The sequence below is a fragment of the Providencia sp. PROV040 genome (genome assembly GCF_032706145.1).
Lineage (GTDB): Bacteria > Pseudomonadota > Gammaproteobacteria > Enterobacterales > Enterobacteriaceae > Providencia > Providencia hangzhouensis.
In genome coordinates, this window is the sequence record NZ_CP120530.1 from 4,484,404 (window position 1) to 4,505,641 (window position 21,238).

The 21,238-nt window shown below is 41.9% G+C and carries 23 protein-coding genes; 8 read left to right on the top strand and 15 right to left on the bottom strand.

Translation table 11 applies throughout. The features are described from left to right. Positions 1 to 184: 184 nt before the first annotated feature. Positions 185 to 1,552, top strand: a complete 1,368-nt coding sequence (locus P3L40_RS20905; protein ID WP_004905961.1) for a hemolysin family protein — start codon at positions 185 to 187, stop codon at positions 1,550 to 1,552. A gap of 74 nt (positions 1,553 to 1,626) precedes the next feature. Here P3L40_RS20905 and P3L40_RS20910 read toward each other — a convergent pair whose 3' ends face one another. After that, complete coding sequence (locus P3L40_RS20910; RefSeq protein ID WP_004905964.1) at positions 1,627 to 1,833, bottom strand: DUF1107 domain-containing protein; 207 nt, start codon at positions 1,831 to 1,833, stop codon at positions 1,627 to 1,629. A gap of 290 nt (positions 1,834 to 2,123) precedes the next feature. Between P3L40_RS20910 and P3L40_RS20915 the strand changes: the two genes are divergently transcribed. Further along, positions 2,124 to 2,684: a YtfJ family protein gene (locus P3L40_RS20915; RefSeq protein WP_210853009.1), complete on the top strand. Its 561-nt coding sequence runs from the start codon at positions 2,124 to 2,126 to the stop codon at positions 2,682 to 2,684. 195 nt (positions 2,685 to 2,879) lie between these two features. Here P3L40_RS20915 and qseC read toward each other — a convergent pair whose 3' ends face one another. Together qseC and qseB are read right to left on the bottom strand one after the other, a co-directional pair. Then, a complete protein-coding gene (gene qseC / locus P3L40_RS20920) occupies positions 2,880 to 4,241 on the bottom strand; it encodes a quorum sensing histidine kinase QseC (protein WP_094961676.1) in 1,362 nt (453 codons plus the stop codon). Then, positions 4,241 to 4,903 carry a quorum sensing response regulator transcription factor QseB gene (gene qseB, locus P3L40_RS20925; protein WP_004905970.1) on the bottom strand — a complete coding sequence of 221 codons (663 nt, stop codon included), beginning with the start codon at positions 4,901 to 4,903 and terminating at the stop codon, positions 4,241 to 4,243. The genes qseC and qseB overlap by 1 nt, the downstream gene beginning before the upstream one ends. Before the next feature lie 179 nt (positions 4,904 to 5,082). On the opposite strand from qseB, the gene P3L40_RS20930 reads away from it, so the two are divergent. From P3L40_RS20930 to mqo, 4 genes are all read left to right on the top strand, one after another. After that, a complete protein-coding gene (locus P3L40_RS20930; RefSeq protein WP_036958838.1) occupies positions 5,083 to 5,487 on the top strand; it encodes a YgiW/YdeI family stress tolerance OB fold protein in 405 nt (134 codons plus the stop codon). 114 nt (positions 5,488 to 5,601) lie between these two features. After that, positions 5,602 to 6,192 (top strand): GDP-mannose pyrophosphatase NudK, encoded by a 591-nt coding sequence (nudK, locus tag P3L40_RS20935; RefSeq protein ID WP_004905973.1) that lies wholly within the window; start codon positions 5,602 to 5,604, stop codon positions 6,190 to 6,192. A 313-nt stretch (positions 6,193 to 6,505) separates the two neighbouring features. After that, positions 6,506 to 6,895: a cupin domain-containing protein gene (locus P3L40_RS20940; RefSeq protein WP_036958789.1), complete on the top strand. Its 390-nt coding sequence runs from the start codon at positions 6,506 to 6,508 to the stop codon at positions 6,893 to 6,895. Between the two features lie 8 nt (positions 6,896 to 6,903). Continuing rightward, positions 6,904 to 8,397: a malate dehydrogenase (quinone) gene (mqo, locus tag P3L40_RS20945; protein WP_136134040.1), complete on the top strand. Its 1,494-nt coding sequence runs from the start codon at positions 6,904 to 6,906 to the stop codon at positions 8,395 to 8,397. A 44-nt stretch (positions 8,398 to 8,441) separates the two neighbouring features. Here the strand turns inward: mqo and cysQ are convergent, their stop codons facing one another. Continuing rightward, positions 8,442 to 9,182 carry a 3'(2'),5'-bisphosphate nucleotidase CysQ gene (gene cysQ, locus P3L40_RS20950; protein ID WP_004905978.1) on the bottom strand — a complete coding sequence of 247 codons (741 nt, stop codon included), beginning with the start codon at positions 9,180 to 9,182 and terminating at the stop codon, positions 8,442 to 8,444. A 124-nt stretch (positions 9,183 to 9,306) separates the two neighbouring features. Continuing rightward, a complete protein-coding gene (locus P3L40_RS20955) occupies positions 9,307 to 9,927 on the bottom strand; it encodes a peptidylprolyl isomerase (protein WP_004907421.1) in 621 nt (206 codons plus the stop codon). A gap of 219 nt (positions 9,928 to 10,146) precedes the next feature. Here P3L40_RS20955 and P3L40_RS20960 point away from each other — a divergent pair, with 219 nt between their 5' ends. Together P3L40_RS20960 and P3L40_RS20965 are read left to right on the top strand one after the other, a co-directional pair. Then, complete coding sequence (locus P3L40_RS20960; RefSeq protein ID WP_210853007.1) at positions 10,147 to 10,746, top strand: LysM-like peptidoglycan-binding domain-containing protein; 600 nt, start codon at positions 10,147 to 10,149, stop codon at positions 10,744 to 10,746. A 149-nt stretch (positions 10,747 to 10,895) separates the two neighbouring features. Next, positions 10,896 to 11,645 carry a CDP-diacylglycerol diphosphatase gene (locus tag P3L40_RS20965; protein ID WP_136134038.1) on the top strand — a complete coding sequence of 250 codons (750 nt, stop codon included), beginning with the start codon at positions 10,896 to 10,898 and terminating at the stop codon, positions 11,643 to 11,645. Positions 11,646 to 11,742: 97 nt separating this feature from the next. Here P3L40_RS20965 and rplI read toward each other — a convergent pair whose 3' ends face one another. From rplI to hflK, 10 genes are all read right to left on the bottom strand, one after another. Continuing rightward, positions 11,743 to 12,192 (bottom strand): 50S ribosomal protein L9, encoded by a 450-nt coding sequence (rplI, locus tag P3L40_RS20970; protein ID WP_004905983.1) that lies wholly within the window; start codon positions 12,190 to 12,192, stop codon positions 11,743 to 11,745. Between the two features lie 38 nt (positions 12,193 to 12,230). Continuing rightward, entirely contained in the window at positions 12,231 to 12,458 is a 228-nt protein-coding gene (gene rpsR / locus P3L40_RS20975; RefSeq protein WP_000135199.1) for a 30S ribosomal protein S18, read from the bottom strand. Between the two features lie 4 nt (positions 12,459 to 12,462). After that, positions 12,463 to 12,780, bottom strand: a complete 318-nt coding sequence (gene priB / locus P3L40_RS20980; RefSeq protein WP_136134037.1) for a primosomal replication protein N — start codon at positions 12,778 to 12,780, stop codon at positions 12,463 to 12,465. An 8-nt stretch (positions 12,781 to 12,788) separates the two neighbouring features. Further along, on the bottom strand, positions 12,789 to 13,184 hold the full coding sequence (gene rpsF / locus P3L40_RS20985) for a 30S ribosomal protein S6 (RefSeq protein ID WP_004905988.1): 396 nt from the start codon (positions 13,182 to 13,184) through the stop codon (positions 12,789 to 12,791). 155 nt (positions 13,185 to 13,339) lie between these two features. Further along, entirely contained in the window at positions 13,340 to 14,089 is a 750-nt protein-coding gene (gene rlmB, locus P3L40_RS20990; protein ID WP_004905989.1) for a 23S rRNA (guanosine(2251)-2'-O)-methyltransferase RlmB, read from the bottom strand. Positions 14,090 to 14,177: 88 nt separating this feature from the next. Beyond that, a complete protein-coding gene (gene rnr, locus P3L40_RS20995) occupies positions 14,178 to 16,646 on the bottom strand; it encodes a ribonuclease R (protein ID WP_036958793.1) in 2,469 nt (822 codons plus the stop codon). Between the two features lie 42 nt (positions 16,647 to 16,688). After that, entirely contained in the window at positions 16,689 to 17,111 is a 423-nt protein-coding gene (gene nsrR, locus P3L40_RS21000) for a nitric oxide-sensing transcriptional repressor NsrR (RefSeq protein ID WP_004907407.1), read from the bottom strand. Positions 17,112 to 17,442: 331 nt separating this feature from the next. After that, positions 17,443 to 18,744: an adenylosuccinate synthase gene (locus P3L40_RS21005; protein WP_004905994.1), complete on the bottom strand. Its 1,302-nt coding sequence runs from the start codon at positions 18,742 to 18,744 to the stop codon at positions 17,443 to 17,445. A gap of 280 nt (positions 18,745 to 19,024) precedes the next feature. Further along, positions 19,025 to 20,026: a protease modulator HflC gene (hflC, locus tag P3L40_RS21010; RefSeq protein WP_004905999.1), complete on the bottom strand. Its 1,002-nt coding sequence runs from the start codon at positions 20,024 to 20,026 to the stop codon at positions 19,025 to 19,027. Between the two features lie 2 nt (positions 20,027 to 20,028). Beyond that, positions 20,029 to 21,234, bottom strand: a complete 1,206-nt coding sequence (gene hflK / locus P3L40_RS21015) for an FtsH protease activity modulator HflK (RefSeq protein WP_094961668.1) — start codon at positions 21,232 to 21,234, stop codon at positions 20,029 to 20,031. Positions 21,235 to 21,238 lie beyond the last annotated feature (4 nt).

Below are 21,238 nucleotides of genomic sequence, written 5' to 3' on the forward strand. Positions count from 1 at the left end.
GCTTGAATGATGATGAATATCTAGGCAGATAAATCACCTCAGTGCTATACTAATGCAACATATCAACAATTTGCGCATATTGCGCAACATATATTTGCATACTCAATATATTTAAATACACGAGACTATGCCTTCAGAGATTTTTGAATTTTATGGATTCTTCCTTTGATTGGCTGGATAACTTATGCTCAACAGTTTATTAATTGTTCTATTATTATGTGCAATTAGCGCATTCTTTTCTTTGTCAGAAATTTCTCTGGCAGCTTCCCGCCGCATTAAACTTAAACTTATGGCCGACGAAGGCAACATTAATGCGGCTCGCGTGCTTAAATTACAAGAAATGCCGGGAATGTTTTTTACCGTCGTTCAAATTGGTTTAAATGCCGTTGCTATCCTTGCCGGTATTGTGGGGGAATCTGCTTTTTCTCCAGCTTTGTACGATATCTTTATTCAATTTTTATCCCCAAGCTGGGCTCAACAAGTTTCATCAATCCTGTCATTCACCATTGTGACAAGCTTGTTTATTTTAGTGGCTGATTTAACGCCTAAACGCATCGGTATGGTAAAACCTGAAGCCATTGCGATTCGTATTGTGAATCCGATGCGCTTCTGTTTAGTGGTACTGAGCCCATTCGTCTGGTTTTTTAATGGCCTTGCTAACCTGTTTTTTAAATTATTCAAATTACCTACATCACGCAATGAAGATATCACTTCTGATGATATTTTTGCGGTCGTTGAAGCGGGTGCTGTAGCAGGTGTGTTACGTAAACAAGAACACGAATTAATTGAGAACGTGTTTGAGCTGGAATCACGTACTGTACCATCAGCGATGACTCCGCGTGAAAGTATCATTTATTTTGACAAAGACGAGTCAGAAGAAAGCATCAAACATAAAATTTCAACCCAGCCACATTCTAAGTTTCTAGTATGTGCAGGGGGTATTGACCATGTTATTGGTTATGTTGATTCAAAAGAATTACTTAATCGCGTGCTCAATGGGCAGAGCTTAAGTTTAAAAGATGGTGTTCACATTAGAAATACGCTCATGATCCCTGACACCCTCTCATTATCAGATACCTTAGAAGCATTTAAAACAAACGCCGTCGATTTTGCTGTGATTCTCAACGAATATGCATTAGTCATGGGTATCATTACCATCAATGATGTAATGATCACTTTAATGGGGGACTTAATTGGCCCAGGGCAAGAAGAGCAAATCGTAGTACGTGATGAGAATTCGTGGTTAGTTGAAGGCGGAACGCCAATTGAAGATGTGATGCGCATTTTAGATATTGATGATTTCCCTGACTTTAGCAACTATGAAACCATCGCAGGGTTTATGATGTACCGGCTAAGAAGAATGCCGAAACGGACAGATTATGTGAAATATGCGGGCTATAAATTTGAAGTCGTCGATATTGATAATTACAAAATTGACCAATTACTCGTAACTCGCCTGACTACAGCGCCATCACCTGTCGTTGTACAACCCGGAAAAAATACTATTGAAACGGCTGGCGCAAAACAACAAACAAAAGATACAGGACATTAATGCTTGATAGCGAAGCCGTTTCTTTCAATGCGCCACCTATGTGGCGCGTTGTTAACCAAAAACTGCTGATTAACCTACCCCAGTTCTGCCTGCAATAATGAAACCTGTTTATTGACCTCACTCATCACATTGTAATGGCGCTTATCACTGATTTTAGGTGGTAGAATTTTCCCATAGTTAAACTCAAATGCCCCAAAATCCTTAATATAGAGCCTGCCACGGAATAGCGTTTTGACGTAAAGAGCAATCTTAGATGGGTTATAACGGTTAAAAATTTTCATTAGAACTTTGCCTCCCCTTTGTTCTTACGATATTCAATAACTCATACCGTACAATAATCATAGACCAGAAATTTTTATTTTGGTTCTAAAATTGCAGTTTTATTCAATTTACTGACATAACATGACACTGTAAATTAACTGTTAAAACCCCATAAACTTTGCTTTTATTCTAAATTTTAAGAAAATGTTAAATTACCTCTTGTAACTCATCCGATGAGCTATGCTATAAATAGTAGTCATCAGACAAACCACTAGGCTCACATGGCAAAATAATCAATCAAGGGGCTTTTATGATAAAAAATTATTTACTTTTAATATGCTTGCTTGGGGTATCTGCAGTAGTTTCTGCAGAAAATATTCAATTAAATCAATCTGTTCCTGCTGTTTCTGTCAGTGACAAGGGTGAGCTTGCCATGAATAATGACGGGAAATTGGATTATCAACCGTGGAAAAGCCAACAGCTCGTTGGAAAGGTGCGTACTATCCAACACATTGCTGGCCGTTCTTCAGCAAAAGAACTCAATGCCCCCTTAGTTGAGGCTATCAAGCAAGCCAAGTTCCCTCATGATAGCTATCAAACAACAACAATCATTAATACCGATGATGCAATTTTCGGTACGGGTGTATTTGTGAAAAACAGCGTTGAAGATAGCAAAAAAGAGTTTCCATATTCACAATTTATTGTTGATAGCGAAGGTACGGTGAAGAACGCATGGGGCTTGAAACCAGAAAGCTCAGCAATTATCGTATTGGATAATCAAGGGAAAGTGTTGTTTTTCAAAGATGGTGAATTAAATACCCAAGAAATTCAAAAAGTCATTAGTTTGTTAGTCTCATCACTAAACCAATAACGTCTACCTTTTGCTGTTACTAAGTTAGTATGTAGTGTGCGCAATTTCGCACACTACAATTTCTCACACACGACAGGTAGTTAGCCCTATCTCACTTGAGTTAAAAATAGTGAGTTATGCTAAAATGCCCTTACATTAAATATGCATAATTATGATTATTATTTTAATAAACAATCATAATTAATGTGCTCATTATCACGTTTTAGTTTCATTCCAATACACTTTGGCACAAAAGCCCCCATTAACTCCATGAGTAAAAATAACTTGTAAATGATGCAATTGCGCAATCCGTTTAACAATAGAGAGCCCTAAGCCACTCCCAGTTTTTTCTTGTCCCGGCGGGCGATAGAAGCGCTCACCTAACCGCCGTAAAACTTCAGGTGTCACGCCATTACCATCATCTTGAATTTCAAGGTGATCAGCATACAAAATAATCTCCACTCGCCCCTCTATTTTTCCATAACGGATTGCATTATTGAGCAAATTTCTCAGCAACGCATTGAGTAGTAATGGCTGACCTTGAAAATCAGGGGGGCTAGCAACTAAAGTATTTATTATCGTTGTTTGCTGCTCTTTAGCTTCCGGCTCTACATCTTTTATCGCCGCTTCAATTAACTCAGGCCAAGATACAACTGTAATATCATCAAGTTGCGTGGATGACTCTAACCGAGACAACATCAGTAGTTGGTCAACAAGCCTTGTCGCCCTATCAATACCTTCCGATAAATTAGCCACTGCATGGTTACGGATATCTGCATTATTCCCTGCAATTTGCACCACTTCTGCCTGCACCCTTAATGCTGCAAGTGGGCTACGTAGTTCATGAGCCGCATCCGAGGTAAATTGTCGTTCACGAGCAAACATTTCATTAATACGGCCAAACAATACATTCATAGAGTCAATAATAGGTCTTACTTCACTGGGAATTCGCGTCACTTGTACTGGGGTTAGTTCATCAGGTTTTCGGTGATACAACTGGTTTGCTACGTCCTTCAATGGGCGTAAAGCTCGTGTCAACAGCCATAAAAATAGTAATAACATGATTGGCAAAGCAATCAACCAAGGCATAAATTGTGCAACCATAATATCGGTTGCCATTTCTTGTCGGTATTCCCACTCTTGCCCTACTGCAATGATATATCGACCATCTTGAGATTTTAACCACACAAAACGCCAAGGGTCATCACTTCCTTGGATCATCCCATCGCTAAACCCTTCTCGCTTAAATTGATAGACGATGTCTCTACCGTTATCACCGTCGTTTAATACCATTTCGCCGCCTGGTGTAAAAATAGCAAATGCCAGTGCATCGTCATCTTGATGGCCACGGTTCTTTCGCAATAGTTTTTTGGTTTTAGTCAGTGAAGGCTGGCTCAATTCAAAGCCTGATGGTAAAACAGATAACCGTTTAGCAAACGCCATTTGCTGGGTATCAAACAGCTCATTAATCGTTTTATAGCTTTGGTACCACGCTAACGAACTGGCGATCCCCCATGTCAGTAAAGCTAACAAGAGCAGCATTAAAGTGAGTTTCAGCCTAAGACTAAATGTCTTCATCATTTATCATCACCTAATCGATAACCAACACCATGAATGGTTCGAATAAACTTATTGCCTAATTTACGCCTTAAATGATGGATATGTACCTCAACAGAGTTACTAGAGACCTCTTCATCCCAGTTATATAATTTCTCTTCAATTAAAGGGCGAGAAAAAACTTTATTTGGGTTATGCATAAATAAAGAAAGTAAAGCAAACTCTTTCCCTTTTAGTTGTACAGGTTCACCTTGCTGTGTCACCGTCATTGCAACTGGATCCATTTCGACATCACCATGCGTAAGTTTAGAAGATAATTGCCCACTTCGGCGGCGGATCAACGCTTGCAAACGCGCCATGACTTCCATTAAAGCGAATGGTTTACAAAGATAATCATCAGCCCCTTGTTGAAGTCCTTGAACACGCTGATCCAAAGCATCCCGTGCCGTCAAAATCAAGACTGGCTCATCACGCCCCTCCTTACGCCAATGCTTCAAAATATCCATTCCATCAATATTTGGTAACGAAAGATCGAGTACAACAGCGTCATAAGGTGCATCAAATAAAGCGAGTTGCCCCTGTTTACCATCCATAAACCAATCAATGGTAAACCCTAATTGGGTTAAACCCACTTTTAAGCCATCACCAATTAACCGGTCATCTTCAATTAGTAGAATTCGCATAATCTACCCCCATATTAGAATATTATTATATTTATCCTATCAGCTATAATATGACTAGCTATTATTGGCAAAATTAAAAATATAATTCGTTAGTTAAGTTTCTTAAGATCCTGTTAAGATTTACTTGGTTTAATACCCTCCATACAAACAAGTTTACATCCAATTTGGAGATACCGATGATGAAAAAATTACCTGTAATTGCTTTAGTTGCTGCACTCGCAAGTGCACCTGTTTTCGCTGCAAATGGCGGGTTTGACGGCCCTGGCGCTGCCACAAATACAACAGCCCAAACCTCTCCAACCGGTGGTTTCATCGGCCCAAATAGTGGGGAAATGACTGTCGCAAAAGCACTTGATATGTCAGATGACAGCTGGGTTATTTTACGAGGGAATATCGTCAAACAACTTGACCATAAACATTATGAATTCACCGATGGTACTGGCACTATTAATTTAGAAATCAGCGAAAAGCGTTGGAATGGCATAAATGTAACGCCAAAAGATAAAGTTGAAATTCGCGGTAAAATTGATAAAGACTGGAATTCAAGAGAAGTCGAAGTTAAACAAATCCAAATAATTAAATAACCCGCAAGTTTACAATGGGATCTGCTCTAAAGCAGGTCCCATCTAAATCCTATTTCATACAGAAATTAACAGTGCTAAATTAACAAAATCATTTTTGGTTACTAAGGCTGCTTAATGACTGTAAAACTCCCTAACATACGGAATATTCGTGAGAAACTGCTTTCAGATAATTGGTATATTTTAAAAAAATATACTTATGAGTTACAACGTCGAGATGGTAGTTGGCAACAACAAGAGCGCGAAGTCTATGATAGAGGCAATGGTGCCGTTATTTTGTTATATAACAAAATAAAAAATAGCATTATTTTAATTCGTCAATTTCGTATGCCTGTTTATGTTAATGGCTATTCTGATTTTCTGATCGAAGCCGCCGCTGGTTTACTAGAAAACGCCTCACCAGAAGCTCGTATTATTGCTGAAGCAGAAGAAGAAACGGGTTTTAAAGTCGATAAAATTCAAAAAGTTTTTGAAGCCTTTATGAGCCCTGGTTCAGTCACCGAAAAACTCCACTTTTACATTGCTGAATATAGCGATAATAATCGTCGTAACGCAGGTGGTGGGCTTGAAGAAGAAGGGGAAGATATTGAAGTTTTAGAGTGGCCCTTCTCTAAAGCCGTTGATGCGATAAGAACGGGAGAAATAGTTGATGGTAAAACCATTATGCTAATCCAATATCTCGCCCTAAACTCTATTCTAAAAAGCTGATCCTATACTTATAGCTCATAATGATAAAATAAGTCATCGTGAGCTCTCCTATTTTTTATCAGTCATTAAACGAACGATAAAAATAAAACAAATCATAAAAAGACAATCAACTTTTATTATTTTGTTATTTAATTAAAAAATAAAATCATAAAGCCAAGATAAAACATATTTAGCTTTGACCTATTCGCTAAAAAACTTTAAATTCAAATAATATTAATTTTATATATCATCATTTTAAGAGTCTTATTTTTGCATCCAATGAATATCAAATAATTGTTATACATTACAGTCGGTGATTAAGGAGCTAAATAAAATGATACGCTGCGTTCGTATGTGGACAGGAGAAGATGGAAATTCTCTATTTGAAGAGGGCACTCTTGAGCTCAATAATATAGCAGGAGGCGATAACCAAACCCCTACCATTGCAGTCAACGAGCTTACCTTTCGTGAAACAGTTTCTGGCGGCTCTTTTGATTGGCATCAAGACCCAGTTCCTCGCTATGTCATTACACTTTCAGGCACTTTAGAATTCGAAACCAAAGATGGTTCTAAATTTATCATCAATCCAGGTGATATTTTACTTGCGCAAGATAATACAGGAACAGGCCATAAATGGCGGCTTATTGGTGATGAGCCTTGGCGTCGTGCTTATGTTGTCTATCAAGAAGGCACCGATCTTTGCTTCACTCCAACAAAAAAATAGGGGGCATCATGAGCAAACCCATTGCTGAGAATGTCGATATTGCTCTCATAGGTGCAGGGATCATGAGTGCAACGCTTGGTACATTTCTCAAAGAACTTGAACCTTCACTGACGATCGCCGTTTTTGAAAGGCTAAACGACTGTGCCCAAGAAAGTTCCCACCCGTGGAACAATGCGGGAACAGGGCATGCCGCTAACTGTGAGATGAACTATACACCACCAAATCCAGATGGTACGGTGGACATCAGTAAAGCCCTTGAAGTCAATACTGAATTCGATCTCTCTCGTCAGCTTTGGTCTTATCTGGTCACCAAAGGCAAAATTAAAGACCCACGTGACTTTATTCACCCATGCCCACACATGAGCTTTGTTTGGGGTGAAGACAATGTAAAATTCTTGAAACAACGCTACCAACAGATGTCTGCTCACCACTGTTACCACAACATGGAATACAGTGATGATCCAAAGCAGATCAACGAGTGGGCACCTCTGATCATGGAAGGTCGAGACCCTAAAGAAGCGATTGCGGTTACCCGTGTTAATACCGGTGCTGATGTCGATTACGGTGCGCTAACGCATTTATTAATCGCACAATTAAGCGAACAGCCCGGTTTTTCAATTCACTATAAACATGAAGTCATCGATGTTAAAAAAACCGCCGATGGCAGATGGAATATTGAAGTTAAAAACCTACTCACGCACGAGAAAACAATGACTTCCGCGAAGTTTGTGTTCGTTGGTGCAGGCGGTAGAGCAATCGAATTACTACAGAAATCAGGGATCCCTGAAGGAAAAGGGTATGGTGGATTCCCTGTCAGTGGTATCTGGCTGCGTTGTGATAACGAAGAAATTGCCTCTCGCCACCATGCAAAAGTCTATGGTAAAGCAGACAAAGGCTCACCACCAATGTCTGTTCCACACTTGGACACTCGTATTATTGGTGGTAAACGTTCTCTATTATTCGGGCCTTATGCCGGTTTTTCGAGTAAATTCCTTAAGCACGGCTCTTATTTAGACCTGTTTGAATCGGTTAAATTGAATAACATTGAACCAATGCTTGCGGTTGCGAAAGATAACTGGTCACTCGCAGAATACTTAGTGGGCCAAGTCCTGCAAACTTCTGCTCACCAATTTGCTATGCTGCAACAATTCTACCCAGAAGCACAGCATGAGGATTGGAAAGAGGTGGTTGCAGGGCAACGAGTACAAATTATTAAGCCTGACCATGATAAAAAAGGGGTTTTAGAGTTTGGTACAGAACTGATTACTAGTGCGGATAAATCATTTACTGTATTGATGGGAGCATCTCCGGGGGCCTCCACAGCGGCATTTATTGCGCTAAACGTATTAAAAACGTGTTTTGATGAGCAACTCAAAGCTGATGGATGGGAAACACGTTTAAAAGACATCATTCCAACCTATGGGATTGACTTAAAAACGGATGCAAAAGCCTGTTTAGATATTCGTACAGTCACTGCCAAAGTGCTGCAACTAGATAATTAGTTATTAATTAGGTTGGGAAATCACTTCCCAACCTTTATTGATGTTTAGAATAAAATCACCCGAAAACCTGGATTTAAGAAAGACTCTCGAGGTGTATAATCGAGCGTTTTTCCATGCCAATCAACGACTTTTGCCCCTGCACCAATGGCAACCGCATGTCCAGCTGCAGTGTCCCAAATATTTGTAGGCCCAAAACGTGGGTAAAGCTGTGCTTTTCCTTCCGCAACCAAACAAAATTTGAGTGAAGAACCAATTTCTACTGTCGTGTGTTCACCCATTTGTTTTAAATAATCCATTAATTCATTGTCTTGATGGGAACGGCTGATAACAATGACTGGTGGCTTGGCATCATTCACATGAATAAGTTGCTTATGGCCACCCTCCTCCTTCCATGCCTGATTACCTTCAGCGTAGTACAGCAGCCCTTTCGCTGGGGCATATACCACCCCCATCGTTGGTACACCGTTCTCGATAAGGGCAATGTTAACCGTAAAATCCCCATTACGATTAATAAATTCTTTCGTTCCATCCAATGGGTCAATCAACCAATAGCGTTGCCAATTCTGCCTGACTGGCCATTCAGGAGGGTCTTCTTCCGACAGTTGGGGGATATCAGGAGCAATACGAGCAAGGCCCGCGGTAATCACATTGTGGGCGGCAATATCAGCCTCGGTAACAGGCGAATTATCACTTTTGTGTTCAACCTGTAAAGGTTCTTGCGCATTATAAGTTTCCATAATCGCATAACCCGCTTCTTGAGCTAATTCGCAAATTTGCTGTAGCATATTATTCACCTCTCTGATGACCCTTTACTGCAAGAGTAGCAATTGTGTGAAATTAACGCCATAAAAAAAGCCCCAAAGTCCAAAGACGATGAGGCTTTTTAGCTGTGAACTGAACTAACAGAAATTATAAAATTTCAAGTAATTCAACTTCAAATACTAATGTACTGAATGGCGGGATTGATGCACCTGCACCACGCTCACCATAAGCTAATTGGTGGGGGATATATAATTCCCATTTAGAGCCGACTGGCATCAGGGTCAATGCTTCAATCCAACCTGGAATAACGCCGCTTACAGGAAACTCTGCTGGCTGCCCACGCTGTACTGAGCTATCAAACACAGAGCCATCAATTAAACGCCCTGTATAGTGAACACGTACGCGGTCTGAGCGAGATGGAATAGCACCATCACCTTGGTTAATCACTGAAAATTGTAAGCCAGACTCAGTCGTTGAAACACCATCACGTTTTTGGTTTTCATCTAGGAATTTTTGGCCTTCTTCCGCTAATGCTGCCTGGCGGGATACACGAACAGCATCGGCACGCTCATGCACTTCACGCAATGCTTTGTGCAGAGTTTCAACAGGTACCGATGGCATATTGCCTTCTAAAGCGTCAACGAGGCCTGCTAAAATTGCATTTGGCACTAAACCTTCTAGCCCTGACTCTAATAATTGCTGCCCAACTTGTAAACCTATGCCATAACTCGCTTGAGCTTCTACCGAATCGAAATTTTGGTTTGCCATGAAAATACCCATATGATTTTGAGAAAAAACCAAGAATAGCAGCCCCATCCTTATGGGTAAACCCAAACAATCAATCTAAAGAATAAAACTGATTGATTCCCGACAAATTTATTCAGTGTTCTCTGAAAAATTCAGCCCAACGCTAAAAAAGCCTAAAAAGGGTGCTAGTATGCGTATTAATACGGTCTAATTTACTCATTGCCTCATCAAGGAGGAGTGATGTTTAAACTTTCAAAATTTCATCGCTATGGTATTGCACTGCTCGCTTTAATTGTCGTGGTCGCTTTTTTTTGGCCTGCAAGCGAAAAATCCCCCAGCGATATTGTTCAAAACCAGCCTATCGTTATCCCACCACCTACTACCCCTGAGGTTGTGCCTGAACCGACTATTACACCGCCGATACCAGAGCCCGTGCCGGCACCTGAAGATAATTCACCTCTTTTACCTACTGAGCCCGAAATTATCCCAGAACCTATTGAGCCTGAACCTAATGAGCCTACGACGGTAACATCACCAGAAAAAACGCCTGAGCCCAAAACAACTCGCCCTTCTGCTAATGAATGGCAAAACTACCGAGTACAAAAAGGGAAGACGCTCGCACAACTCTTTCGTGATAATAACTTACAAGCCAATGATGCTTTTATTATGGCTCGCGTTGAAGGGGCTGAGAAGCCACTAAGTAATTTACGCCAAGGGCAAAAAATTCGTCTGAAAGCGAATGCAAAAGGTGAAGTTCAATTATTAGAAACTACTGGCTCTGATGGGAAAACTTATAGTTTCGCGCGGTTAAGTGACGGAAGCTATTACCGTACACCTTAGTTTAAACACCGACTTTAGGGTAGCATCCCGCTACCCTAATACTTAGTCTGAATTTGTACTATTTACCCCCGCCTTGACTTAACAATATATAAATTTAGCGATATATAATAAATAGTCTCTCACTAACATGTTAAGCGATAAAAACTATCATGCTAAAGCGCAAATGGATTAACATATTTTTAGGTGTGGTTTTTTTATTACTTATCGTGATTGTTAGCTCTATTTCATGGTTCAAGATCAATTCAAATGCGCTGTGGAACATCGTTAATACTCAATGTATTCCATTACTTCCAACAACGCTGCCCTGCTTGAAAGTAGAACAGGAAAAACACTATGTATTATTCAAAGATAAAAAAGGGCCTTTACACAACTTAATTATCCCGACTGAAAAGATCACGGGGATAGAATCTAGCCAATTATTGGAACAACACTCACCCGACTATTTTGCTATCGCTTGGCAAGAAAGGGGCAGTTTGTCACAACAAACAACCCACCCAATTCCTGAACATTTATTGGCCATTGCGGTAAACTCCCAATATGGTCGCTCCCAAGACCAACTCCATATTCATATTGCCTGCTTAAAACCTGAGATAAATGAAACGCTTAATCAACTTTCATCAACAATAACAACACATTGGGCTTCTTTATCTTCTGAACTAGCGGGTCATCATTACTTAGCCAAAAAATTTCCGGAAGGCTCACCCCATGTAGAAAATTCGTTTCATCAACTAAACGAATATGTCATCAAGCATCACGATAAAATGGGTAATTTTGGCCTAGCAATGGTACAGCTTAAAGATGGTTCTAAGGTATTACTTGCCAACCGATTGAATTTTTGGGATTTGAACTTAGGTTCTGCGGGTGAATTACTCGACTACCAATGCTTAGCTAATCAATAAATACAAAAATATTGTCTAGAAAATAAAAAACACCGGACTTAGCCGGTGTTTTTATTCGCATCATGGATAACCCAGTGATGCATATCATCATTATTGATTACTCAGCAACGATGATAACGTTCAGCTCTGCGAAAACATCGCTGTGTAACTGGAAGTGAACTTCGTGGTCACCAGTAGTACGCAGAACGCCGTTTGGCAGGCGAACTTCGCTTTTCGCGATTTGAACGCCAGCCGCAGTAATTGCGTCAGCGATATCACGAGTACCGATTGAACCGAACAGTTTACCTTCGTCACCAGCTTTAGAAGCTAAAGTTACAGAACCCAGAGCAGTAACAGCTGCTGCACGAGCCTGTGCTGCTGCCAGAACGTCAGCTAATTTAGCTTCCAGTTCAGCGCGGCGAGCTTCGAAGAATTCGATGTTTTTCTTAGTCGCAGGAACAGCTTTGCCCTGTGGAACTAAGAAGTTACGAGCATAGCCCGATTTAACGTTAACCTGATCACCCAGGCTACCTAGGTTAGCTACTTTATCAAGCAGAATAACTTGCATTACCTTATCCTCTATTAGTCGTTAATGGACTGTACCAATTACTGATGACGATCAGTGTATGGTAACAGAGACAGGTAGCGAGCGCGCTTGATAGCACGAGCGAGCTGGCGTTGATATTTTGCACGAGTACCGGTGATACGGCTTGGTACAATTTTACCACTTTCAGTGATATAGTTTTTCAGCGTTGCGATATCTTTATAGTCGATCTCTTGAACGCCTTCCGCTGTGAAACGGCAGAACTTGCGACGACGGAAATAACGTGCCATATGGCTAGTCTCCAGAATCTATCAAATCAATCTGCTCGGCATGGAGGACTATCTTGCTAATTCCATTGCGCCCTTGATGGGTACTAATGAAACCGCTTACTGTAATCCAACTGCCGACCGTTATACTGTGAGTATGGGCTTGTAAGGTTTGTCCGCTGGCGATAATGGGCATTCTGCACCATGCTTGCCTTGACAGTCCTGCTTCCAGCTGCTGTGAACGATGTTCTAAAACAAACTGGCAGTGAGGAATGCCTGACGGACTCACTTTTCGAATCAATGCTTTACAGACTATGCCTGTTAACACCAAACGATTAGTGGTCACCTGCGCAATTACTCTTCAGAATCCCCAGTTTCTTCTACTTCTTCATCCTGATATTCATCAGACATGTCACGGCCACGACGTTCGTCTTTAGCTTTGACCATTGGAGAAGCTTCTGTTACTGCGTGTTTTAAGCGCATAACCATGCTGCGGATAACGGCATCGTTGAAGCGGAAGTTAGTTTCCAGCTCATCAATCGCTTCCTGCGGCGCTTCTACGTTCAGAAGAACATAGTGTGCTTTGTGCAGTTTATTGATTGGGTAAGCCAGTTGACGGCGGCCCCAGTCTTCCAGACGGTGAATCTGACCTTGTGCGTTAGTGATAACAGCACTGTAACGCTCGATCATGCCCGGAACCTGTTCGCTTTGGTCAGGATGGACCATAAAAACGATTTCGTAATGACGCATTAGTAGTTGCTCCTTACGGATTATTAGCCTCCTGTCTGGGTTAACCGCGGCCCGCGGAGGCAAGGAACTTATTGAGTGCGGCTAAAAAATTGACGCGTAACTATACCCATCCCTGAGATAAAACTCAAGAGATGGATACCGTTTTACATTAAATATTATTTTTCTACAGAAACAGGTAAGCGCTGACGCACCGCTTCAAATAAACAAACCCCTGTCGCCACTGACACATTTAATGATGACACAGAGCCCGCCATTGGAATACTAATTAACTCATCACAGTGCTCACGAGTTAAACGGCGCATGCCTTCGCCTTCAGCTCCCATAACTAAGGCTATCGAGCCGGTTAATTTGCTTTGGTATAAATTATGGTCAGCTTCACCCGCCGTTCCCACAATCCATACATTGTATTCTTGTAGCAAACGCAATGTCCTTGCCAGATTCGTCACACGAATAAGTGGAACATTTTCTGCCGCGCCACAGGCCACTTTTTTCGCGGTTGCATTAAGCTGAGCAGATTTATCTTTAGGAACAATCACAGCATGAACGCCAGCGGCATCAGCGCTACGTAAACACGCGCCTAAGTTATGTGGGTCTGTTACGCCATCTAATACTAATAAAAATGGCGATGATGTGTTCTCCAATAAATCAGGCAGATCACCTTCTTGATACTGTTTACCCGGTAATACTTTCGCAATGATACCTTGGTGAACGGCGCCTTCGGTTTGGCTATCCATCCATTGACGGTTCGCCACTTGAACAACAACACCTAACGCTTCGATTTCATGCACCAGCGGCATTAATCGGCGGTCTTCACGACCTTTCAAAATATAGACTTCTTTAATGCGTTGCGGTGAACGCTCAAGTAAGGCTTTCACTGCGTGAATGCCATAAATCATTTCGCTCATAAATTTCTTATTTATATTAATAAATAGTAAAGTGGCGTGTTAGCGCCACTTTGGTTAATAACGATGGTTAATAACTACAGCAATACCATTATCCCTCTTGTTTTTGGGATTTTTTTGCAACGCGTTTAGCTTTTAATTTTGCTGTAATTTTTCTGGTTTTATCGGAAGGCTTTTTGCCTTTTCCTTTCCCTTTCGCCTCTGGCTTAGCCTCAGCTTTTTTTCCTTTTTTATCGGAACGACGAAATGCAGAATCAGGCTCGAAGTTTTTATCTTTACTCGCATCCGCTTTTCGACGAGCTGGGCGTGTAGCATTTTTAACTTCTTGCTTCATTTTGTCCCGCGCCGTTTTGCCCGGGTTTTTCGCTTTACGAGTGGTTGAAATTAATGCGAAATCGATGGTGCGTTCATCCATATGCACCGCTTCAACACGAATTTCCACTTCATCGCCAAGACGGTAAGTGGTACCTGATGATTCACCAATTAATCGCTGACCGACCGCATCATAACGATAGTAGTCATTATCCAACGTTGAAATATGCACTAAACCATCAATAAATAAATCATTAAGGCGAACAAAGAAGCCAAAACCGGTCACACTGGTAATTAAACCTGTAAAGGTTTGGCCTACTTGGTCCTGCATGAAATCACATTTCAGCCAGTCAGCCACATCACGTGTTGCTTCATCAGCACGGCGCTCAGTCATTGAGCAGTGCTCGCCAAGCTGTAACATGCTATCCATGTCTGAATGCCAGCCACCCGTTTCCGTCCAGCGTTTATCTGAATGACCATGTTCTTTAGCCAGCAGATATTTTATCCCGCGGTGTAACGTCAGATCTGGGTAACGACGAATTGGTGATGTAAAGTGAGCATACGATTTCAAACCTAGACCAAAGTGACCGCGATTTTCAGGATCATAAATCGCTTGTTTCATCGATCGTAAAATCATGGTTTGTAGTAATTCATGATCAGGGCGTTCAGCCACTTCATTCATTACCTGCGCATAATCTTTCGGCTCAGGCTTCATTCCGCCCGGCAAAGTCAACCCTAATTCACTAAAAACAGAGCGTAAATTCATCACGCTTTCTTCTTTAGGGCGGTCATGCACACGGTACAATGCAGGCTCTTCATTTTTCTCAACGAACCGAGCCGCCGCAATGTTAGCCAAAATCATGCACTCTTCAATCAATTTATGTGCATCATTGCGCTCTACTGGCTCAATACTTTCAATACGTCGCTCCGCATTAAAAATAAATTTCGCTTCTTCAGATTCAAAAGAAATCGCACCACGCTCAATACGTGCAGCATCAAGTGCTTTATATAATTGATGCAAATGCTCAATATGTGGCACTAGCGCTTTATAGTGCTCGCGCAGTTCTTCGTCTCCTTCCAAGATTTTCCATACTTTTGTATAAGTTAACCTTGCATGAGAACTCATAACGGCTTCATAGAACTTGTATGAAGAAAGCTTACCAGATGCCGACACCGTCATTTCACACACCATACACAGGCGGTCAACACCTGGGTTAAGTGAGCACAGACCGTTCGATAAGACTTCCGGTAGCATAGGAACGACTTGAGATGGGAAATATACCGAATTACCGCGGCTACGCGCTTCTGTATCCAGAGCCGTTTGTGGGCGGACATAATAGCTTACATCCGCAATCGCCACCCATAAGCGCCAGCCACCGCCTTTCTTCGGTGCACAGTACACTGCATCATCAAAGTCACGAGCATCTTCACCATCAATCGTGACTAACGGTAAGTCGCGTAAATCCACGCGCCCTTTTTTCGCAGACTCAGGGACATGTTCACTTAGGTCAGCGACTTGTTTTTCAACTTGTGGTGGCCATGAATGTGGGATTTCATGAGTACGTAAAGCGATTTCCACCGCCATACCTGTGCCCATTGTTTCGCCTAATACTTCAATGATATTCCCCACCGCTTGCGAGCGACGTTGTGGACGAGTGACTAATTCAACCACCACTACATTACCCATTCGAGCGCCAAGAACACGATCTTTCGGTATCAAAATATCAAAGCTTAAACGGCTATCATCCGGTACGACAAACCCCATACCCGATTCAATAAAATAGCGACCAACAATTTGGTTATTACGCGGCTCTAACACACGAACAACCCGAACTTCTGTACGCCCTTTACGATCTTGCCCATAAGGTTGCGCCAAAATAACGTCGCCATGCATGGCGCGTTTCATTTCATCTTGAGATAAATAGTAATCTTCTTTTTTACCATCAACACGTAGGAAGCCGTAACCATCACGGTGACCAATGACTTTCCCTTTTAATAAGTCTAAACGCTCCGGTAATGCATAACACTGACGGCGAGTGAAGACCAGTTGACCATCACGTTCCATGGCTCTTAACCGACGACGTAATGCCTCTAATTCATCTTCTGTCGATAAATTCAATAATTGTGCGATTTCTTCGCGGTTAGCTGGTGCAGTACGCTTCGAGATAAGGTCAAGAATATATTCTCGACTTGGAATTGGGGACTCGTATTTTTCTGCTTCTCTTTCCTGAAAAGGATCTTGTGACATCGTTACCTCCGTTGTCATCAGAATTCATAACTACCGCAAATGCTAATCAAGCAGTAGTTGATAGAGCGGGCTGTTATCTTTCACCATGTCCGCCAGCGTGTATTGATCAAGTTCTTGTAAAAACTGCTGTATTGCTTGGTGTAGCACACCTTTTAAACGACACGCAGGTGTAATGTGGCAAAACTCGCCACTACAATTAACAAGAGTCAGGGGTTCTAATGCTCTAACAACGTCCCCTATACGAATTGATTCTGCTGGTTGTCCTAGTGTAATCCCGCCATTTTTGCCACGAGTGGCTTTAATATAACCTAAGTGACTGAGTTGATTAATAATTTTTACCATATGGTTACGAGATACACCGTAGACCTCGGTGACCTCAGTAATACTGGTCATTTTCCCTTCACCCAGAGAAGCCAGATAAATAAGAGCTCGTAACCCATAATCTGTAAAACTAGTCAGTTGCACAATCACCTCAAAATTTTAGCTATAACGCTGTTGGCCGCAAATCAGTGGCCTAAAAACATGTGACTTCTTTTAAAATTCACATTTACTATTTCTAACCCAACACATTCAGTTTTCTGAATAAAATATAGCATGCTAATAAATTATATGTTGCTAAATACAGTTTAACGTATAACACAGGTCAAATATGCATTTAATTGCACAGAATTTGCACACAAAAGTGACTTAATTCAATCATTATGGGGAATTTTGACTGTTTTATCAAAGAAGCTGCATATTGGAAGGAGGTAAAGCAGTAAAAAAACTGCGCCCGTTTAAGGCGCAGTCAGTGTTATTACTCAACATCAAATGGATCACGCAGGATCATGGTCTCTGAACGATCTGGGCCCGTTGAAATAATATCAACTGGAATACCCGTGAGTTCTTCAACACGTTCGATGTAATTCAGAGCTGCTTGTGGCAGTAATTCTCTTTGTTTCACACCAAAAGTTGTTTCTTTCCAACCTGGCATTGATTCATAAACTGGCTCTAAACCATCCCACTCATCAGCAGCTAAAGGTGTTGTTTCTAACACTTTACCATCTGGACGACGGTAGCCTACACAAATTTTGACTTCTTCTAAACCGTCTAAAACATCCAGTTTAGTCATACAGAAGCCTGACAGTGAGTTGATTTGTACCGCACGATTAATCGCAACGATATCTAACCAACCAGTACGGCGTTTACGGCCTGTAGTTGCACCAAATTCTTGGCCTTTTTCACGCAGGAACTCACCCACTTCGTCAAACAGCTCAGTAGGGAATGGGCCCGCACCAACACGTGTTGAGTAAGCTTTGATGATACCTAATACGTAGTTTACATAGCGAGGACCTAAACCAGAACCCGTCGCCACACCGCCAGCAGTCGTATTTGAAGAAGTTACATAAGGATAAGTACCGTGGTCGATATCTAATAATGTCCCTTGTGCGCCTTCAAACATCACTAATTCATTCTTCTGATTTGCTTTATAGAGCAGATCAGAAACATCAATTACCATGCCAGTTAGGATATCAGCCACAGCCATAATATCATCTAACGTTTTTTGGTAATCGACAGCAGGTTCTTTATAGTAATGAACAAGTTGGAAGTTGTGGTATTCAACGATTTCTTTTAATTTTTCTGCAAACGTTGCTTTATCGAATAAATCACCAACGCGCAAACCACGACGTGCAACTTTATCTTCATAAGCAGGACCAATACCACGACCTGTTGTCCCAATCGCTTTGGAACCACGAGCTTTTTCACGCGCATTATCTAATGCGATATGATAAGGCAGGATCAGTGGGCATGCTTCAGAAAGACGTAAACGTTCCCGAACAGGAACACCGCGGTCTTCCAATTCTTTCATCTCTTTCATTAATGCGTCTGGCGCTAAAACAACACCATTAGCAATAATGCTGATGACATTTTCACGAAGAATACCGGATGGAATTAAGTGGAGAACGGTTTTTTCACCGTTTACAACAAGAGTATGGCCAGCATTATGGCCGCCCTGATAGCGAACTACATATTTAGCACGCTCTGTCAGCAAGTCAACGATCTTGCCCTTCCCTTCGTCACCCCATTGGGTGCCCAGTACGACAACGTTCTTACCCATTTTGAAATACACTCGGTTGCTTAAAAATGAATTCTACCATCAAAAATGAACTGTTCCAGTGATATTTTGGCAATACAAAAATTTTTTTCTGGAAAGCAAGTAAAATGGTATTTTTTATTTCTGCCGTAAACTCAAAATGAATGCCATCAGTTGAGCAGCTCAAATTTTCCCTGAAAAATCCTATACTTAAAACGACAGGCGAAAAAAAGCCCACCGAAGCGGGCTTTTCTTTAATAGATTAACAGTTATTTTGCTAGGTTGCACGCAACTTAGCTTGTTATTAATCTGTCGCGCGAAGCTTAGTTGGCGCCTTCATAAAGCGGAAGAAGTCAGTGTCTGGGCTTAATACCATCACGTCTTCACCACTCTTGAAGCTTTGCTCATAGGCACGCAAGCTACGAATAAACGCATAGAACTCTGGATCTTGGTTGAATGCATCAGCAAACAGTTTCGTTGCCATCGCATCACCCTCACCTCGGTAAGTTAGGGCGGTACGTTCTGCTTCAGCCAACGTTTCTGTTACTGTTTTATCTGCAACAGCGCGAATCTTAGTCGCTTCTTCTTGACCTTGTGAACGATGTTGACGTGCAACTGCTTCACGTTCTGCACGCATACGCGCATAGATAGCTTCAGAAACTTCGTTTGGCAGCTCAATACGTTTAATACGTACATCGACAACCTCGATACCTAACGCCGCCATACTGTTTGCATTCACAACCAGTGGCTTCAGGTTCGTTTCCTCTTCAACACGTTTTGCTGCATCCGCAATCGCTGCATCCGCTTCTTTTGTTGAGTCGTCAATTGCAGTACCTTTGTTCAAGGCATCACGCACATCAACAGTTAAACGGCCACGTGAATCAGTGATAATGTCTTTAACGCTTAAACGACCAAACTCAGAACGTAAACGGTCACTAAATTTACGTTTTAACAGGGTTTCCGCTTGGAATGGATTACCACCGCCAGTCGCTACATAATAACGACTGAAATCAGTAACACGCCATTTCAGGTAGGAGTCCACCATTAAGTCTTTGTTTTCACTTGTCAGATAGCGGTCAGCTTGAATTTCAAGAGTCTGAATACGTGCATCCAACATTTTCACAGTTTCAATAAATGGAACTTTGAAATGCAGACCCGGCTCATAAATGATCGGTTTGTTTTCAGAGTCACGTAGAACTTTACCAAAACGCAATACGATACCGCGGTCAGTTTGAGGAACAATAAAGATAGATGCGTATGCAACTGCCAAGATGGCAATAACGATAACAATTAGCGATTTACGCATGATTATTGTCTCCCTACTCTAACAGCATCACCACGAACAGCGTTGTTTGGCTGTGCTGGTGTTGCAGCAGATGATGACGAACTATTGCTTGGCGTCGCCATTCTTGCTGACGGATTAGCTTTTGACGTTGAAGCCGCATCTGAATTTGTACCGCGCATGATTTGATCCAGCGGCAACACTAACATGCTGTTGCTCTTATCATTCGCAATCACTTTACGTGTATTACTTAACACACGCTCCATTGTGTCGATATACAAACGCTCACGGGTGATTTCTGGCGCAGCACGATATTCAGGTAACATTTTCGCAAAACTTGCCACCTCACCCTCTGCTTTGAAGACCACACTCGCTTTATACGCTTCAGCTTCTTCAATTAGGCGTTGTGCGTTACCTTTTGCCAGTGGAAGAACTTCATTTCGATAAGCGTGCGCTTCACGAATGGTTTTTTGTTCTTCTTCCCTTGCTGAGATTACGTCATCAAATGCCGCTTTAACATCTTCAGGTGGACGTGCTGCTTGGAAGTTGACGTCAAGCAGTGTGATACCCATCTTGTATGGTGCAATTGTTGCTTCGAGCTCTTTTTGTGTAACATCACGGATAAAAGCACGATTCGTAGTCAGTACTTGCTCCATCGCAGACTGACCGATTACACCACGCACAGCACTATCTAGCGCCTGACGCAGACTATTGTCTGGGTTTGTGACACTAAATAAATATTGCGCAGGGTCGGTAACACGATATTGAACGTTCATTTCAACGCGGATCACGTTTTCATCTGACGTTAACATCATGCCATTTGTCGCTTGTTCACGTACGGTTTCTACGTTGACAGGAATGACCCTATCAATGAAGGTTGGTTTCCAGTTCAAACCAGGCCCAACAATACCACTATATTCACCAAAACGTAATACTACGCCACGGTCACTTTCTTTGATGGTGTAGAAGCCTGAACCTGCCCATACAACAACGATAGCAGCAAGAGCTAACATACCTAAACGGCCACTGATTTGTGATGGTTGTTTATTATCACCATCACCACCGCCGCCTTTATTTCCACCAAGCTTGCTGCCTAGTTTACGAAAGAGATCGTCGAGATCATAAGCCCCACGTTTTCGACCACCTTTGTTCCCGCCAGAGTTGCCGCCTTTATTGCCGCTTCCCCACGGATCGCGGTCTTGTCCGTCATTACCGGGCTGATTCCACGCCATGTTT

Bases quoted from the DNA above. Each gene is read 5' to 3' on its own strand.
- P3L40_RS20905 (WP_004905961.1), top strand. From the start codon at position 185: ATGCTCAACAGTTTATTAATTGTTCTATTATTATGTGCAATTAGCGCA.
- P3L40_RS20910 (WP_004905964.1), bottom strand. From the start codon at position 1,833: ATGAAAATTTTTAACCGTTATAACCCATCTAAGATTGCTCTTTACGTC.
- P3L40_RS20915 (WP_210853009.1), top strand. From the start codon at position 2,124: ATGATAAAAAATTATTTACTTTTAATATGCTTGCTTGGGGTATCTGCA.
- qseC (WP_094961676.1), bottom strand. From the start codon at position 4,241: ATGAAGACATTTAGTCTTAGGCTGAAACTCACTTTAATGCTGCTCTTG.
- qseB (WP_004905970.1), bottom strand. From the start codon at position 4,903: ATGCGAATTCTACTAATTGAAGATGACCGGTTAATTGGTGATGGCTTA.
- P3L40_RS20930 (WP_036958838.1), top strand. From the start codon at position 5,083: ATGAAAAAATTACCTGTAATTGCTTTAGTTGCTGCACTCGCAAGTGCA.
- nudK (WP_004905973.1), top strand. From the start codon at position 5,602: ATGACTGTAAAACTCCCTAACATACGGAATATTCGTGAGAAACTGCTT.
- P3L40_RS20940 (WP_036958789.1), top strand. From the start codon at position 6,506: ATGATACGCTGCGTTCGTATGTGGACAGGAGAAGATGGAAATTCTCTA.
- mqo (WP_136134040.1), top strand. From the start codon at position 6,904: ATGAGCAAACCCATTGCTGAGAATGTCGATATTGCTCTCATAGGTGCA.
- cysQ (WP_004905978.1), bottom strand. From the start codon at position 9,182: ATGCTACAGCAAATTTGCGAATTAGCTCAAGAAGCGGGTTATGCGATT.
- P3L40_RS20955 (WP_004907421.1), bottom strand. From the start codon at position 9,927: ATGGCAAACCAAAATTTCGATTCGGTAGAAGCTCAAGCGAGTTATGGC.
- P3L40_RS20960 (WP_210853007.1), top strand. From the start codon at position 10,147: ATGTTTAAACTTTCAAAATTTCATCGCTATGGTATTGCACTGCTCGCT.
- P3L40_RS20965 (WP_136134038.1), top strand. From the start codon at position 10,896: ATGCTAAAGCGCAAATGGATTAACATATTTTTAGGTGTGGTTTTTTTA.
- rplI (WP_004905983.1), bottom strand. From the start codon at position 12,192: ATGCAAGTTATTCTGCTTGATAAAGTAGCTAACCTAGGTAGCCTGGGT.
- rpsR (WP_000135199.1), bottom strand. From the start codon at position 12,458: ATGGCACGTTATTTCCGTCGTCGCAAGTTCTGCCGTTTCACAGCGGAA.
- rpsF (WP_004905988.1), bottom strand. From the start codon at position 13,184: ATGCGTCATTACGAAATCGTTTTTATGGTCCATCCTGACCAAAGCGAA.
- rlmB (WP_004905989.1), bottom strand. From the start codon at position 14,089: ATGAGCGAAATGATTTATGGCATTCACGCAGTGAAAGCCTTACTTGAG.
- rnr (WP_036958793.1), bottom strand. From the start codon at position 16,646: ATGTCACAAGATCCTTTTCAGGAAAGAGAAGCAGAAAAATACGAGTCC.
- P3L40_RS21005 (WP_004905994.1), bottom strand. From the start codon at position 18,744: ATGGGTAAGAACGTTGTCGTACTGGGCACCCAATGGGGTGACGAAGGG.
- hflC (WP_004905999.1), bottom strand. From the start codon at position 20,026: ATGCGTAAATCGCTAATTGTTATCGTTATTGCCATCTTGGCAGTTGCA.
- hflK (WP_094961668.1), bottom strand. From the start codon at position 21,234: ATGGCGTGGAATCAGCCCGGTAATGACGGACAAGACCGCGATCCGTGG.